This is a genomic window from Streptomyces sp. 142MFCol3.1, from assembly GCF_000424945.1.
Taxonomy (GTDB): domain Bacteria; phylum Actinomycetota; class Actinomycetes; order Streptomycetales; family Streptomycetaceae; genus Streptomyces; species Streptomyces siamensis.
Genome location: NZ_AUKV01000013.1, coordinates 1 through 14,767, shown reverse-complemented (window position 1 = coordinate 14,767; position 14,767 = coordinate 1). Strand labels below are relative to the sequence as shown.

Annotated in this window: 12 protein-coding genes; 6 read left to right on the top strand and 6 right to left on the bottom strand. The window is 67.8% G+C overall.

Features of this window, described 5'->3' with window-relative positions; all coding sequences use genetic code 11:
• Positions 1 to 46: 46 nt before the first annotated feature.
• Entirely contained in the window at positions 47 to 241 is a 195-nt protein-coding gene (locus tag H305_RS0120065) for a hypothetical protein (protein WP_028801953.1), read from the bottom strand.
• A gap of 175 nt (positions 242 to 416) precedes the next feature.
• On the opposite strand from H305_RS0120065, the gene H305_RS0120060 reads away from it, so the two are divergent.
• A complete protein-coding gene (locus tag H305_RS0120060) occupies positions 417 to 2,573 on the top strand; it encodes a S9 family peptidase (RefSeq protein WP_028801952.1) in 2,157 nt (718 codons plus the stop codon).
• 389 nt (positions 2,574 to 2,962) lie between these two features.
• Here the strand turns inward: H305_RS0120060 and H305_RS0120055 are convergent, their stop codons facing one another.
• The 5 genes from H305_RS0120055 to H305_RS0120035 form a co-directional block, all read right to left on the bottom strand.
• A complete protein-coding gene (locus H305_RS0120055; RefSeq protein ID WP_028801951.1) occupies positions 2,963 to 4,048 on the bottom strand; it encodes an ABC transporter ATP-binding protein in 1,086 nt (361 codons plus the stop codon).
• Entirely contained in the window at positions 4,029 to 5,024 is a 996-nt protein-coding gene (locus H305_RS0120050) for an ABC transporter ATP-binding protein (protein WP_028801950.1), read from the bottom strand. The genes H305_RS0120055 and H305_RS0120050 overlap by 20 nt, the downstream gene beginning before the upstream one ends.
• A 5-nt stretch (positions 5,025 to 5,029) precedes the next feature.
• Entirely contained in the window at positions 5,030 to 6,007 is a 978-nt protein-coding gene (locus tag H305_RS0120045; protein WP_028801949.1) for an ABC transporter permease, read from the bottom strand.
• Positions 6,000 to 6,923, bottom strand: coding sequence for an ABC transporter permease (locus H305_RS0120040; protein ID WP_028801948.1), 924 nt, complete (start codon positions 6,921 to 6,923; stop codon positions 6,000 to 6,002). The genes H305_RS0120045 and H305_RS0120040 overlap by 8 nt, the downstream gene beginning before the upstream one ends.
• 63 nt (positions 6,924 to 6,986) lie before the next feature.
• Entirely contained in the window at positions 6,987 to 8,615 is a 1,629-nt protein-coding gene (locus H305_RS0120035; RefSeq protein ID WP_028801947.1) for a peptide ABC transporter substrate-binding protein, read from the bottom strand.
• Positions 8,616 to 9,104: 489 nt separating this feature from the next.
• On the opposite strand from H305_RS0120035, the gene H305_RS0120030 reads away from it, so the two are divergent.
• The 5 genes from H305_RS0120030 to H305_RS0120010 all read left to right on the top strand — a co-directional run.
• On the top strand, positions 9,105 to 10,133 hold the full coding sequence (locus H305_RS0120030) for an ABC transporter permease (protein WP_199791431.1): 1,029 nt from the start codon (positions 9,105 to 9,107) through the stop codon (positions 10,131 to 10,133).
• Positions 10,134 to 10,213: 80 nt separating this feature from the next.
• Positions 10,214 to 11,974 (top strand): ABC transporter substrate-binding protein, encoded by a 1,761-nt coding sequence (locus H305_RS0120025; protein ID WP_028801945.1) that lies wholly within the window; start codon positions 10,214 to 10,216, stop codon positions 11,972 to 11,974.
• 169 nt (positions 11,975 to 12,143) lie between these two features.
• Positions 12,144 to 13,124: an ABC transporter permease gene (locus tag H305_RS0120020; protein WP_028801944.1), complete on the top strand. Its 981-nt coding sequence runs from the start codon at positions 12,144 to 12,146 to the stop codon at positions 13,122 to 13,124.
• Between the two features lie 57 nt (positions 13,125 to 13,181).
• Positions 13,182 to 14,219: an ABC transporter ATP-binding protein gene (locus H305_RS0120015; RefSeq protein ID WP_028801943.1), complete on the top strand. Its 1,038-nt coding sequence runs from the start codon at positions 13,182 to 13,184 to the stop codon at positions 14,217 to 14,219.
• Between the two features lie 24 nt (positions 14,220 to 14,243).
• Positions 14,244 to 14,767, top strand: a 524-nt coding sequence (locus tag H305_RS0120010) for an ATP-binding cassette domain-containing protein (RefSeq protein WP_037764698.1), incomplete at its 3' end; no start/stop codon positions are given.

The following is a 14,767-nucleotide window of genomic DNA, read 5'->3' as shown; positions in this document are numbered from 1 at the left end:
CCCACGGACCACCTTCATGGCTTCGTCCAGGACGTCACCGGGCTTCTCAGAACTTGATGCTGCCGATCATCCCCGCGATGTTCGTGGTCAGCTCGTTGATCGTGGGAGCGACCGTCGAGGAGGCGAGGTAGAAACCGAGCAGGACACACACGATGGCGTGGGCGGCCTTCAGTCCTGACTTCTTCACCAGGATGAAGACGATGATCGCCAGCAGCACCACCGCCGAAATCGAGAGTGCCACGGCGGTTCACCTCCAAAGATCCCAGGGACATGGGGGGTCGGACATGGGGGTCGTAAATACATACAGGAGCCAGCAGGTTCATACCCACGCAGCGCTAGTGATCATAACTATCCGTACGCGCGCATCGATCGGCGCACGGCCGCACAAGGGGGCGCATGGCCAATATGGTCGAGGCATGACGAGCGAGCCTTTCTCCTTCCCGCGTCGGTACGCCCGGACGCAGCGGTTCACCTCCGGCGCACCACGGGCGTTCACGGTGTCTCCCGACGGTTCCCGTGTCGTGTTCCTGCGGTCCCTCTCCGGTACGGACCGGGCGCATCACCTGTGGGTCCTCGATGTGCCCCGGGACGGGGCGGGAGTCTCCCCGGGCGGTGGCGGAGAGCGGGTCGCGGCCGATCCGGCGGCGCTGCTCGGCGGCGCGGGCGAGGAGTTGTCCCCGGAGGAGCGGGCGCGCCGCGAACGCAGCCGTGAGGGCGGTGCCGGGATCGTCGGCTACGCCACCGACACCGCGGTCGAGCTGGCCTCTTTCGCCCTGTCGGGGAGGCTTTTCACGGCCGAGCTGCGGGCCGGGACGGCGCGTGAACTCCCCGTGCCGGGACCGGTGATCGACCCGCGCCCGTCACCCGACGGCCGGTTCGTCGCGTACGTGGCCGGGGGGGCCTTCCGGGTCGTCGGCGCCGAGGGCGAGAACGACCGGGCCCTGGCGGAGCCGGAGCCGGCCGCGGGCGAGGGGTCGGTCTCGTACGGACTGGCCGAGTTCATCGCGGCCGAGGAAATGGGGCGTTCGCGCGGGTTCTGGTGGTCGCCCGAGAGCGACCGGCTGCTCGTCGCGCGGGTCGACGACACGCCCGTGCAGCGCTGGTGGATCGCCGATCCCGCGCAGCCCGGGAGTGAGCCGCAGCGGGTCGCGTATCCGGTGGCGGGCAGCGCCAACGCGGACGTACGACTCTTCGTCATCACGCTCGACGGGGTGCGCACGGAGGTCTCCTGGGACCGGGCGCGCTACCCGTATCTGGCGCATGTGCACTGGTCAGCAGGGGGTGCGCCGCTGATCCTGGTGCAGGCGCGTGACCAGCGCAGCCAGCTGTTCCTGGCCGTGGACCCGGACACCGGGACGACCCGGATGGTGCACGCGGACGAAGATCCACAATGGCTGGATCTTTTCCCTGGTGTGCCGTGCTGGAGCCCCGCCGGACAGCTCGTGCGGATCGCCGACGAGGGCGGCGCCCGGGTGCTCGCCTTCGGTGAACGCCCGCTCACGGGGCCGCAGTTGCACGTGCGTGCGGTGCTCGACGTGTCGGACGACGACGTGCTGGTCTCGGCGTCGGGGGGTGAGGCGGCGCCCGCCCCGGAGACCGGCGAAGTGCATGTGTACCGCGTGAACGAGCTCGGGGTGGAGCGCGTGTCGCAGGAACCCGGCGTGCACTCGGCCGTGCGCGCCGGTGGCGTGACCGTGCTCGCCTCCTCGATGCTCGACGAGCCGGGCGTCCAGGTCCATGTCCTGCGCGAGGGGAAGACGATCGCGACCGTACCTTCCCTTGCGGAAAGTCCCGGTCTGTCCCCGCGCGTGACTCTCACACAGGGGGGCGCACGGAAAATCCCATGCGCCGTGCTTATGCCTACTGACTACGACGGTGTCACTCCCCTCCCCGTCCTCATGGACCCCTACGGCGGTCCGCACGGCCCCCGGGTGCTCGCCGCGCACAACGCCCACCTCACCTCGCAGTGGTTCGCCGACCAGGGATTCGCCGTGATCGTCGCCGACGGGCGGGGCACTCCCGGCCGCTCCCCCGCCTGGGAGAAGGCGGTCCGCGACGACTTCACGCTCTCTCTCGACGACCAGATCGACGCCCTCCAGGGCCTCGCGGAGACCTTCCCGCTCGACCTGTCCCGGGTGGCGATCCGCGGCTGGTCGTACGGGGGGTGGCTCGCGGGGCTCGCCGTGCTGCGCCGGCCCGACGTCTTCCACGCCGGCATCGCCGGCGCCCCGGTCACGGACTGGCGGCTCTACGACACCCACTACACCGAGCGGTACCTCGGCGACCCCGCGTCCGCCCCGCACACGTACGCGCACAGCTCGCTGATCACCGATGAGGGGCTCTCCGAGCCCGCCGCCCGGCGCGCACCGCTGATGATCGTCCACGGCCTCGCCGACGACAACGTGGTGGTGGCGCACGCCCTGCGGCTGTCCTCCGCGCTGCTGGCCGCCGGACGCCCGCACGAGGTGCTGCCCCTGTCGGGTGTCACGCACATGACCCCGCAGGAGCAGGTCGCCGAGAACCTGCTGCTGCTCCAGGTGGACTTCCTCAAGCGCTCCCTCGGACTCGCCTGACACCCGGGCCCGCGGTCGCAGATGCGCAGGGTCGCGGCGCACCGGACCAGACGGGCACACGGAAGTGGTCCCGCTCGCCGGAGAGGTCCGGCGTGCGGGGCGGGACGCCGAGTGCCGTCGGTGAACACGTAGATTGTCCAGCCTGGTCAGTCGCCGGCTCCCCAGGAGACACACGGGAACCTGTCGGCGCACCCACCACTTCAACAGATCTCCACCGGCCGCGGACCACGAGGCCGCCGGCACGGCAACGAGCCGGGGTGACATGGCGCACCCCGGCTCGTCCACGGCACCCGCACGGCCGTACGGTGTTCACCTTGGCGCGTCCGTATATCGGTACCGCTTCCGCCGAGTTGCCTGCGTGTTAACGAAGTTCATGCGGGTTTGCACACTTATGGCGCCGACTCCGGCCCCTCCGCGGAGGGTTCGCCCCCCGGCTCCTCCGGCGGGACGACCTGCTTCTCCTCCGCGAAGTGACACGCCGAGTCGTGCGCGGCCGGCCCCTCGGTGAACCGGAACTCCGCGGGCACCGCGAGCAGCGGCACTTCCAGCGCGCACCGCTCCTGCGCCTTCCAGCAACGGGTGCGAAAGCGGCACCCGGACGGCACGTTCGCGGGGGACGGCACGTCGCCGGTCAGGATGATCCGCTCCCGGTGCTCCCGGGCCTCCGGGTCGGGCACCGGGACGGCGGACAGCAGGGCCTGGGTGTACGGGTGCGTCGGATGGTCGTAGATCTCGGCGTCCCTGCCGGTCTCCACGATCCGCCCGAGGTACATCACCCCGACCCGGTCGGAGATGTGCCGCACGATCGACAGGTCGTGCGCGATGAAGACGTACGACAGGTCGAACTCGTCCTGCAGTCGCTCCAGCAGGTTGACCACCTGGGCCTGCACGGAGACGTCGAGCGCGGACACCGGCTCGTCGGCGACGATGATCTCGGGCCGCAGCGCCAGCCCGCGCGCGATGCCGATGCGCTGGCGCTGCCCCCCGGAGAACTGGTGCGGATAGCGGTTGACGTACTCCGGGTTGAGCCCGACCACGTCGAGCAGGTCCTGGACCCTCCTGCGGCGGTCGCCCTTCGGCGCGACCTCGGGATGGATCTCGTACGGCTCCCCGATGATGTCGCCGACGGTCATGCGCGGGTTGAGCGAGGTGTACGGGTCCTGGAAGACCATCTGGATGTTGCGGCGCACGGCCTTGAGCGCCCTGCCGGACAGCCGGGTGATGTCCTCGCCCTTGTACCTGATGGTCCCGGCCGTGGGCCTCTCCAGATTGACCAGCATCCTGGCCACCGTGGACTTGCCGCAGCCGGACTCGCCGACGACGCCGAGCGTCTCCCCGCGGCCGAGTCGGAAGTCGACCCCGTCGACGGCCTTGACCTCGCCGATCTGCTTCTTGAACAGGATCCCCCGGGTGAGCGGGTAGTGCTTGACCAGCCCGTCGACCTCCAGGATCGTCTCAGCCGTCGCGTCGGTCATCGAGGCACTCCCTCCAGAAGAAGCAGGCGCTCCTGCGGGTCCCGCCGCTGCCCTCCACCTCCGCCTGCGGCGGCACGTCGGCCCGGCAGACGTCGCGGGCCATCGGGCAGCGCGGGTGGAAGGCGCAACCCGGCGGAATACGCATGAGGTTGGGCGGCAGTCCCTTGATGGCGTAGAGCTCGTGGCCCTTCTGGTCGAGCCGCGGGATCGAGTCCAGGAGGCCCTTCGTGTAGGGGTGCGCGGGTGCCTTGTAGATGTCGTGCACGGGTGCCGACTCCACGATCCGCCCCGCGTACATCACGGCGATCCGGTCGGCGACGTCGGCGACCACGCCGAGGTCGTGGGTGATGAGGATGAGCCCCATGTCGAGTTCGCGCCGCAACTCGGCGAGCAGATCCATGACCTGGGCCTGGACGGTGACGTCGAGCGCCGTGGTCGGCTCGTCCGCGATGATCAGGGCGGGCTCCAGGGCCAGCGCCATGGCGATCATGATGCGCTGGCGCATGCCGCCGGAGAACTGGTGCGGGTAGTCGCGCACCCGGTCGGCGGCGGCCGGGATACGGACCCGGTCCATCAGCTCGACCGCCTTGGCGCGGGCGTCCTTGCGGGACATGCCGCGGTGCACCACGAACATCTCGCCGAGCTGGTCCCCGACGGTGAGCACCGGGTTCAGGGCGGACAGCGCGTCCTGGAAGATCATCGCCATCCCGGCGCCACGGACCTTGCGCCGCTCGTCCTCCTTGAGCGTGAGCAGGTCCCTGCCCTGGAAGAGGATCTCGCCGCCGGTGACGCGCGCGGGCGGTGTGTCGAGAATGCCCATCACGGCCTGCGCGGTCACCGACTTGCCGGAGCCGGACTCGCCGAGCACGGCGAGGGTCTCCCCCTCGTCCACGCCGTAGTCGACCCCGTTGACGGCTTTGGCGACACCGTCCCTGGTCCTGAACTCCACATGCAGATCACGCACTTCGAGCAGCACGGCCGTCACCTCAGCTTCGGGTCGAGGGCGTCGCGCACCGCGTCGCCGAGCATGATGAACGCGAGCACGGTGATCGCGAGCGCGCCGGCGGGCCACAGCAGCATGTGCGGGGCCTGGCGGATGTACGCCGACGCCGAGGAGATGTCGATGCCCCAGGAGACGGTCGGGGGTTTCAGACCGACGCCGAGGTAGGAGAGCGTCGCCTCCAGGGCGATGTACGTGCCGAGCGCGATGGTGGCGACGACGATCACCGGCGCGACGGCGTTCGGGGCGATGTGCCGCAGCAGCAGCCGGGAGTTGGAGGCGCCGAGGGCGCGGGCGGCCTGCACATAGTCGTTCTGCCGGGTCGTGATGACGGAGCCGCGGGCGATGCGGGAGATCTGCGGCCAGCCGAGCAGCACCATGAACCCGATGACCGGCCAGACCGTATTGCTGGTCACCACGGAGAGGAGGACCAGACCGCCGAGCACGACGGGAATGGCGAAGAAGATGTCGGTGATGCGGGACAGGATCGAGTCCCACACCCCGCCGTAGAAGCCGGCCAGCCCGCCGAGCAGTGAGCCGAGGAGGGCGACACCGAGGGTGGCGAGGACACCGACGCTGATCGAGACGCGGGTCCCGTACACGGTACGTGTGTAGACGTCGCAGCCCTGGCCGTCGAAGCCGAAGGGATGTCCCGGCTGGGATCCCTCCTGGGCCTTGGAGAGGTCGCACTGCAGCGGGTTGCCGGAGGTGATCAGCGAGGGCCAGACGGAGATGACGACCAGGAAGAGGATGACCAGCGCGGAGACGATGAAGACGGGGTTGCGCCGCAGGTCCCGCCACGCGTCGGACCACAGCGAGCGCGGCTTCTCCTGCGGTCCGGTGCCCTCGGGTCCGCCCGGCGTCTTCTCCAGGGTGAGGGCTTCGCCGGCGCCTAGGTCCATGGTGCCGCCCATCCCCGTGGGGGCGATGGCGCCTTCCGGCCGCTGCGGTTCAGGCATAGCGGATCCTCGGGTCGAGTACGGCGTACAGGAGGTCGACGAGCAGGTTGGCGACCAGGAAGACGAGGACGAGGATGGTCACGAAGCCGACCACGGTCTGGGTGTTCTGCCGGACGATGCCCTGGTAGAGCTGGAAGCCGACGCCGTGGATGTTGAAGATCCGCTCGGTGACGATGGCGCCGCCCATCAGCGCGCCGATGTCGGTGCCGATGAAGGTGATCACGGGGATCAGCGAGTTGCGCAGCAGGTGCCGGGTGATCACCCTGCGCCGGGGCAGCCCCTTGGCGACGGCGGTGCGGACGTAGTCGGACCGCCTGTTCTCCGCGATGGAGGTGCGGGTCAGCCGGGTCACGTAGGCGAGCGACACGGACGCGAGGACCAGACCGGGGACGATCAGCTCGCCGAACGTGGCGTCCGGGGAGACGGACGGCCTGATCCAGCCCCACTCGACTCCGAGGAGCAGCTGGAGCAGCAGACCGGTCACGAAGGTCGGCACCGAGATGACGACGAGGGTGAGCAGCAGGACGCCGGTGTCGACGGGCCTGCCGCGGCGCAGGCCGGTGACGACGCCGAGCGAGATGCCGATGACGATCTCGAAGAGGATGGCGACGATGGTCAGCCGGATGGTGACCGGGAAGGAGCTGGCCATCAGCTCGGTGACCGGCTGTCCGTTGAACGCCGTCCCGAAGTCACCGGTGAACACTTTGCCCATGTATGTCAGGTATTGCTGCCATACAGGCTTGTCGAGGTTGTACTCCTGGCGCAGCTGAGCGGCGGTGGCGGGGTCGCACTGCTTGTCGCCGCACAGGCCCGCGATGGGGTCGCCCATCACGTTGACCATCAGGAAGATCAGCAGGGTGGCGCCGATGAAGACCGGGATCATCTGCAGCAGGCGCCGGATCACATACCGTCCCATGGAGAGGCTCCGGGGGTCGTGGGACAGCCGGCCGCCCGCGGGCGGCCCTGCCGTCCCGGCGGCTCAGCTGACCTTGATCTCGTTGTAGACGGGGACGCTGAACTGGTTGAGCGCCACGTCCGAGAGCCGCTCCGAGTAGCCGGCGCTGCCGTTCTGGTACCAGAGCGGGATGGCGGCCATGTTGTCCCGCACGACGCCTTCGGCCTGCTGGAAGAGCTGGACGGCCTTGGCGCGGTCGGTCTCGGCGTTCGCTTGGTCGACGAGCTTGTCGAAGTCCTTGTTCGACCACTTGCCGTCGTTGGAGGAGGCGTTCGTGTAGTACAGCGGCTGGAGGAAGTTCTGGATGAGCGGGTAGTCCATCTGCCAGCCGGCCCGGAAGGGGCCGGGCATCTTGTGCTGGTCGATCTGCTTGCGGAAGTCCGCGAAGGTGCCGACCGGATTGCCGACGCATGCCTTGTCGTCGCCCAGCGCGTTGTTGATGGAGTTGCAGACGGCGTCGATCCACTCCTTGTGGGAGCCGGTGTCCGCGTTGTACGTGAGCTTGACCTGACCGCCGGGCAGGCCGCCGCCCTCCTGCACCAGCTGCTTGGCCTTGGCGGGGTCGTACTCGCAGGAGGCACCGCACAGCCCGTCCTGGAAGCCGCCGTCCTTGCCGAGGACCGGCGAGGTCCAGTCGGTGGCCGGGGTGCGGGTCTTCTGGAAGATCGTGTCGGTGATCTGCTTGCGGTTGATCGCCATCGACAGGCCCTGGCGGACCTTCTGCGCTCCGCTGGAGTCCCACTTCTCGTCGTAGAACGGGAAGGCGATCGTCTGGATGATGCCGGCCGGCGTGTTGATGTACCGGCCGCCGAGGTCGCTCTTCGCGTTCTTGAGCTGGGCGGCGGGCACGTCGTCGACGAGGTCGAGGTTGCCGGCCAGCAGGTCGGTATAGGCGGTGTTGTTGTCGGTGTAGACCTTGAGGTCCACTCCGCCGTTCTGCGCCTTGTCCTGCCCGGGGTAGGCGGCCCACTTGCGCAGGGACAGCTGCGAGCCCTTGGTGTAGGAGTCCACCGTGTACGGCCCGTTGCCGACCGGCTTCTGGAGCCAGGCCGCGTGGTCGCTGAAGAACACGCCGGGCAGCGGCGAGAAGGCCGCGTAGCCGAGGGTGTCGGGGAAGGTCGAGAACTTCTGGTTGAGCTTGACGGTGAACGTGTCGGTGCCGGTCACCTTGAGCCCGGACAGCGTGTCGGCGCTCTGGGCGCCCGAGGAGGGGTGGACCTTGTCGTAGCCCTCGATGTAGCCGAAGAAGTACGCGTTCTTCTGCTTGTTCTTCAGGCTCGCCCCGTAGTTCCAGGCGTCGACGAAGGACTTCGCCGTGACGGCCTCGCCGTTGCTGAACTTCCAGCCGTCCTTCACGGTGATCGTGAAGTTCTGCGAGTCCGGGGTCTCGATCTTCTCGGCGAGCATGTTCTGGGCCGCGCCGGTCTTGGCGTCGTACCGCTTCAGCCCGCGGAAGATCATGTCGAGGACCTTGCCGCCCTGCACCTCGTTGGTGTTGGCCGGCTCCAGCGGGTTCTGCGGGTCGCCCCAGGACGAACTGAGGACTCCGGCGTCGCCACCGCCACCGTCTCCGCCGCCGCCTCCGCAGGCGGCCGTCGCGAGGACGACCGCCGTCGCACAAGCGGCCCATCTGGCGTGCGTGGCTCCACGCATGGAGTGCCTCCTCAAGAGTGCGCTGTGGCACCGGCTCCGGGTGTTCGCGTCCGGTTCCGGTGCGCCCTGCCTGTAGCGCTCAATATCGGCACATACAGTGCGTATCGCACATTCACCCCACCCGTCCGGACCTCGCCGTCACCCGGATGCTTTCGGAGGCGGTCACTCCGGATGATCTATGCAATGGATCTTCGCCGTTCGATGCAGAACTGTTGATTTGGGTGCACCAGATGTACGCATTCCGAGACTCCGGCGTCCGGTTATCGAACCTCTTGCCCGTTTCGCGCAGTTGGCCCGATTCTGGACACGGAACGGCCACAGTGCGCTACACGCGTAGTTACGCTAAGGTCAAGCGAAGGCAAAGAAAGTAAAGAGAAGCCCAAGGCGACCGAGAATTTATTGACCTTGAATGAATTGCGTTGAAAAAGTCCGGCGTAGCCCGTAGGGAGCGCCCTGCGGAGCCGTTGACCCCATCGGGCCTGGAGCACCATGACCCTCCCTACTCCTTCCGCGGCCGCATCGCTTGAGGTGACCGACGAGATCGGCCAGATCCCGGATTCGTCCGCCAACCCCAAGGGCTCGGAGAGTCGCTCCCCGGGACGACTCGCCTGGAAGCGGTTCAAGCGTGACCGCACGGGCGTCATATCCGCGTACATCGTGATCTTCTTCTTTGCGATCGCGATCCTCGCGCCGCTGATCTCGAAGCTGTACGGCAAGGACCCGTACACCACGTACGCCAGCCAGCGCCCGGAACTCCTCGACGCCTTCTCGTACCCCGCGGGTCCCAACGGCGGTATGAGCTCGGAGTTCTGGTTCGGCATCGAGCCGCAGCTGGGCCGTGACGTCTTCACCTTCCTGCTGTACGGCATCCGCACCTCCCTGGGCATCGCCGTGGCCGCCACGCTGCTGACCACCTTCATCGGTGTGATCGTCGGCGTCACGGCCGGCTACCTGGGCGGCAAGACGGACTACCTCGTCGGCCGCATCATCGACATCCTGCTGTCGTTCCCTTCGACGCTGTTCTTCATCGCCTTCATGCCGGTGGTGTACGGCCTCTTCGTCGCTCCCGACGAGAACATCCCCACCTCGCTGCGGGCCATCTCCCTGATCCTGGTCCTCTCCGCCTTCGGCTGGGCGTCCATCGCCCGCCTGCTGCGCGGCCAGGTCCTCGGTCTGCGCGAGCGCGAGTACATCGAGGCGGCCAAGGTCACCGGTGCGTCGCCCCGGCGCATCGTGTTCAAGGAACTGCTGCCCAACCTGTGGACGCCGATCATCATCCAGTCCACGCTGATGCTCCCGGCGTTCGTGACCGCGGAGGCCGGTCTGGCCTTCCTCGGCGTCGGCATCATCGACCCCACCCCGGACTGGGGCGTCATGATCCAGCGCGGCGCCCAGTTCTACACCGAGGACATCACCTTCATGCTCTTCCCGGGCCTGTCGATGGTGATCTTCGTCCTCGCCTTCAACCTGCTCGGCGATTCGGTGCGCGACGCGCTCGACCCGAAGTCCAAGCGGTAGCCACCAGATCCACCCGGCCCGTTCAGTGTCGTGCGGCCGGTAACACCCGTCCCGATCGTCCCTATAAGGCAGGCTCATCCATGTCTTTCTCCCGTAGAAACTTCCTGATCGCCACCGGCGTGGTCGCGGCCTCGTCGTCCGTCCTGACCGCCTGTGGCGGCAGCGGAAGCGACAGCAAGTCGAAGAGCAAGGTCCCCTCGGTCAGCGGCTCCAAGACCCAGGAGATCCCGGTCGGCACCAAGGCCGACTCCGTCGGCCCCGCGCCGGAGGTCAAGGGAGCGGTCAAGGGCGGCACGATCTACTCGCTCGACCAGTTCGACATGGACCACATGGACCCGGCGCAGATCTACGTCTCGACCGAGGGCGCCATCACCGTCCCGATCCTGCGTGGCCTCACCGGCTACAAGATCGACGAGAAGGGCGGCGCGACGCTGGTCGGCGACGCGGCCACCGACGCCGGCACCATGAAGGACGGCGGCAAGACCTGGACCTTCACCCTGAAGGACGGCATCAAGTGGGAGGACGGCTCGGACGTCTCCTCCGACGACCTCCGCCACACCTTCGAGCGCCTCTTCGCCTCCTTCATCACCGAGGGTCCCCGCTACGTCCAGCAGTGGCTGGAGGGTGGCGACAAGTACAAGGGCCCCTACGACGGCAAGAAGCTCGACTCCATCGAGGTCGACGGCAAGACCATCACGTTCCACCTCAACGAAGCCCGCACGGACTTCAACTTCACGCTCGCCATGCGCGGCTACTCCCTGGTGAACAAGAAGCACGACACCAAGGAGAAGTACGACAAGAAGCCCTTCTCCTGCGGCCCGTACAAGATCGGCGCCCGCAGCATCGGCAAGTCGCTCACCTACGTGCGCAACGAGCACTGGGACCCGAAGACCGACGCGATCCGCAACAACTACCCGGACAAGTACGTCTTCCAGTTCGGCTTCGAGCTGCTGGCCTCGACCGACCGCTACATCGCGGACAAGGGCAACGACCAGTACGCGATGTCGATCTTCAACGAGGTCGCCCCGGAGCGCATCGCCCAGGTCCTCACCAACGCGAAGCTCAAGCAGCGCGTCCTCACCGAGGTCGACACGGTCACGTACTACTGGCCGATCAACATGACCCGCATCAAGGACGTCAAGGTCCGTCAGGCCATCAACTGGGCCTGGCCGCACCAGCAGCTGCAGACGATCCGCGGCGGCGCCTCCACCAGCGAGCTCGCCACCACGATCCTCTCGCCGGTGACCCCGGGTTACCAGAAGTTCGACCTCTACGGCGTCACCAAGAAGCCCGGTGGCGACGCGGCCAAGGCCAAGGCCCTGCTGAAGGAGGCCGGCAAGCTCGGCCAGAAGCTGGTCATCGCCTACCAGTCCTCGGACAACTCGGTGAAGTCGGCCGTCGCGATCAAGAACGCCCTGGAGGCCGCCGGCTTCAAGGTCGTCAACAAGCAGGTCGACAAGTCGACCTTCTACACGCAGATCGGCAAGATCGACAACGACTTCGACCTGTTCGCGGCCGGCTGGAGCCCGGACTGGCCGAACGGCTACTCGGTCTTCTTCCCCTGCTGGAGCGGCAAGAACATCGGCGACGGCCGCAGCAACTACGCCCAGCTGAACGACCCGAGCGTCAACAAGGCCATCGACGCGGCCGCCAAGATCACCGACGTCGAGGCCGCGAACAAGGCCTGGGGCGAGGTCGACCGCCAGATCATGGAGCTCGCCGCGGTGGTCCCGGACTACCACTCCATCCGTAACTGGATGCACGGTTCCAAGGTCGGCAACGTCACGTACGACAGCGGCAACACCTGCGTCGCGCTCTGCAAGCTGTACGCGATGAAGTAAGCCGTACGACCCGGGTCCTGTCGCCGGACTCCGCCCGATCCGCCCACGAGGCGGAGAGAGCGGGGCCGGCGGCAGGGCCCAAGGGCGGTCGTTCACCCGAACGCCTCCCTGCGGCCCTCCCACACCCACGCCCCCGGCGACGGCGCCCCGTCCGGAAAGTCACGCCCCCATGTCCCGCTTTCTCATCCGCCGAGTCTTCGGCGCACTGGTCATCCTCCTGATCATCAGTGCCATCACCTTCGGCCTCTTCTACGCCATTCCGCGTGACCCGGCGATGATGTCCTGCGGCAAGAACTGCACGCCCGACATGCTCGCGCAGATCCGGCACAACCTGGGCATCGACCACCCGATCCCGGTGCAGTACTGGGACTGGCTCAAGGGTGTGTTCGTCGGGCGCGACTACGGCAGCTTCGGCAACTGCAACGCCCCCTGCCTCGGCTACTCCTTCGCCAACCGCGAGCCCGTCCTCGGCACCATCCTGGACCGTCTGCCGACGACCCTCTCGCTCGCCTTCGGCGCGGCCATCGTCTTCCTGGTCTTCGGCGTCGGCGCCGGCATGCTGGCCGCCGTCAAGCAGGGCAAGTTCCTGGACAAGTTCGCCAGCTCCGCCTCGCTCTTCGGCTCCTCGCTGCAGATCTACTTCGTCGGCTACATCGCGATGTTCTTCTTCGTCGCCAAGCTCGGCATCTTCGCTCAGCCCTCGTACACGCCGCTCAGCGAGGACCCGGTCTCCTGGTTCTCCGGACTGCTGCTGCCCTGGCTGACCCTGGCGATCATCTTCACCGCCAACTACACCCGCATGACCCGCTCCCAGCTGGTCGAGCAGCTCAGTGAGGACTACGTCCGCACGGCCCGCGCCAAGGGCCTGTCCCGTACGAACGTGTTCTTCCGGTTCGCCTGGCGCGGTGCGATGGGTCCCATCGTCACGGTCTTCGGCATCGACCTGGGCACCCTGATCGGTGGCGCGATCATCACCGAATCGACCTTCAGCATCCAGGGCATCGGCCGCCTCGCGGTGGACTCCGTGAACAAGAGCGACCTGCCCATGCTGCTCGGCGTCACCGTCCTGTCGGCCGGCGCGATCGTGTTCTTCAACATCATCGTCGACGCCGTCTACGCCCTCATCGACCCGCGGATCCGGCTCGCCTGACCCCGGGCACCCCGCCCCCGACAGCAACCCCGGCATCACCCCCTCAGGAGCGTCCCCGTGACGAGCACCGAACAGCAGCCCTTCCTGTCCGTCAGGGATCTGAAGGTCCACTTCTCCACCGAAGACGGCGTCGTCAAGGCCGTCGACGGTCTCTCCTTCGACCTGGCCAAGGGCAAGACGCTCGGCATCGTGGGCGAGTCCGGTTCGGGCAAGTCCGTCACGAACCTCACGATCCTGGGGCTCCACGACCGTGACCGCACCTCCATCGACGGGGAGATCCTCCTCGACGGCAAGGAGCTGCTGACCGCCACCGAGCGGGAGCTGGAGCAGCTGCGCGGCAACAAGATGTCGATGATCTTCCAGGACGCGCTGGCCTCGCTCTCGCCGTACCACACCATCGGCAAGCAGATCGGCGAGACGTACCGCAAGCACACCGGTGCCTCCAAGAAGGAGGCCCGGGAGCGGGCCATCGAGATGCTCAGGCGCGTCGGCATCCCGCAGCCGGACGTCCGGGTGGACGACTACCCGCACCAGTTCTCCGGCGGTATGCGCCAGCGCGCGATGATCGCCATGGCCCTGGTCTGTGACCCCGAGCTGCTGATCGCGGACGAGCCGACCACCGCGCTCGACGTGACCGTGCAGGCCCAGATCATGGACCTCCTGAAGGACCTCCAGCAGGAGTTCGGCACGGCGATCATCTTCATCACGCACGACCTCGGTGTCATCGCCGACATCGCGGACGACGTGCTGGTGATGTACGGCGGCCGCTGCGTGGAGCGCGGCACCAAGAAGGAGGTGCTGCGCGCCCCGCAGCACCCGTACACGTGGGGTCTGCTGGGCTCGATGCCGAGCCTGGACGGGCCGGTCGACGTCCCGCTGTCGCCCATCCCCGGCTCGCCGCCCTCGCTGCTCAACCCGCCGTCGGGCTGCCGCTTCCACCCGCGGTGCACCTTCGCGGAGAAGGTCCAGGGCGGCCTGTGCTCCACCGAGCAGCCGCTGCTGGACATCACGGACGGGCGGGGCTCCGCCTGCCACCTCACGGACGACCAGCGCCGTGAGTTCTTCGCCGACTACGCCGCGACCCGGTCGCACTGACGGACACGAGACGGAATCACGATCATGAGCAACACGAACCCCCTCCTGGACGTCACCGGACTGACCAAGCACTTCCCGGTCATGGGCGGCTTCCCCTTCAAGCGGAAGATCGGCGCCGTGCAGGCCGTGGACGGCCTGGACTTCCAGGTCGCCGAGGGCGAGAGCCTGGGTCTGGTCGGCGAGTCCGGCTGCGGCAAGTCGACCACCGGCCGGCTGATCACGCGTCTGCTGGAGCCCACCGGCGGCAGCATCAAGTACCGCGGCCAGGACATCACGCACGCGGGCCGCAAGCAGCTGGCCCCGGTCCGCTCCGAGATCCAGATGATCTTCCAGGACCCGTACGCCTCGCTGAACCCGCGGCAGACGGTCGGCAAGATCATCTCCGGTCCCATGGAGATCAACGGGATCAACCCGCCCGGCGGCCACGAGAAGCGCGTGCGTGAGCTGCTGGAGACGGTGGGTCTCAACCCCGAGCACTACAACCGCTTCCCGCACGAGTTCTCCGGCGGCCAGCGCCAGCGCATCGGCGTGGCCCGCGCGCTCGCGCT

Bases quoted from the DNA above. Each gene is read 5' to 3' on its own strand.
- H305_RS0120045 (WP_028801949.1), bottom strand. From the start codon at position 6,007: ATGCCTGAACCGCAGCGGCCGGAAGGCGCCATCGCCCCCACGGGGATG.
- H305_RS0120035 (WP_028801947.1), bottom strand. From the start codon at position 8,615: ATGCGTGGAGCCACGCACGCCAGATGGGCCGCTTGTGCGACGGCGGTC.
- H305_RS0120040 (WP_028801948.1), bottom strand. From the start codon at position 6,923: ATGGGACGGTATGTGATCCGGCGCCTGCTGCAGATGATCCCGGTCTTC.
- H305_RS0120060 (WP_028801952.1), top strand. From the start codon at position 417: ATGACGAGCGAGCCTTTCTCCTTCCCGCGTCGGTACGCCCGGACGCAG.
- H305_RS0120030 (WP_199791431.1), top strand. From the start codon at position 9,105: ATGACCCTCCCTACTCCTTCCGCGGCCGCATCGCTTGAGGTGACCGAC.
- H305_RS0120025 (WP_028801945.1), top strand. From the start codon at position 10,214: ATGTCTTTCTCCCGTAGAAACTTCCTGATCGCCACCGGCGTGGTCGCG.
- H305_RS0120020 (WP_028801944.1), top strand. From the start codon at position 12,144: ATGTCCCGCTTTCTCATCCGCCGAGTCTTCGGCGCACTGGTCATCCTC.
- H305_RS0120055 (WP_028801951.1), bottom strand. From the start codon at position 4,048: ATGACCGACGCGACGGCTGAGACGATCCTGGAGGTCGACGGGCTGGTC.